1 protein-coding gene is annotated in these 662 nt (G+C 52.4%); it reads left to right on the forward strand.

All coding sequences use genetic code 11. From position 1 onward, the window contains the following. A partial coding sequence (locus Xentx_RS18255; protein ID WP_208607613.1) for a phosphopantetheine-binding protein occupies positions 1-662 on the forward strand: 662 nt, incomplete at both ends.

Consider the following 662-nt stretch of genomic DNA (forward strand, 5'->3'; position numbering starts at 1 on the left):
CTGGCTGCCGAATGGGGAGCTGGAATATCTGGGACGTAATGACTTTCAGGTTAAAATCCGCGGCTACCGCATTGAGCTGGGAGAAATCGAAAACGCCCTGACTTCACATCCGCAAGTCAAACAGGCGGTGGTGATTGACCACGAACACAAAGGCAATCAAGTGCTGGTCGCGTATCTGGTCACCGATGGTGTGTTATCCGATGATACCCTGATAAAATATTTATCGTCCCGCTTGCCAGATTATATGCTGCCCGCCAGCTTTACCCGCCTTGAATCTGTACCGTTAACCCTCAACGGTAAACGGGATCGCCGTGCCCTGCCGGCGCCGGTATGGGGAAACCGCGACAGTTATATAGCGCCCCGCAATGCCTTAGAAACCCGGTTATGTGCCCTCTGGCAGGAAGTATTGGGGCTGGAGAGCATTGGTATTGAAGATAACTTCTTCCGTATTGGCGGCAATTCCCTGACAGCAATTAAGCTGACGGCAGCTATTCGCCAGTCTCTGGCAATGGACGTGTCACTGACGCAACTGTTTGAACTTAAAACCATCGCCGGTCTGGTCGCCCATATGGGGCAACAAACCTGCACGGTTATCCCTCGCCTTGCGCTGGAACATTATCCCTTATCGTTTGCCCAGGAACGGATGCTGTTTATCGAGCAGT

Source organism: Xenorhabdus thuongxuanensis (genome assembly GCF_001908095.1).
In the GTDB taxonomy this organism is placed as follows: domain Bacteria; phylum Pseudomonadota; class Gammaproteobacteria; order Enterobacterales; family Enterobacteriaceae; genus Xenorhabdus; species Xenorhabdus thuongxuanensis.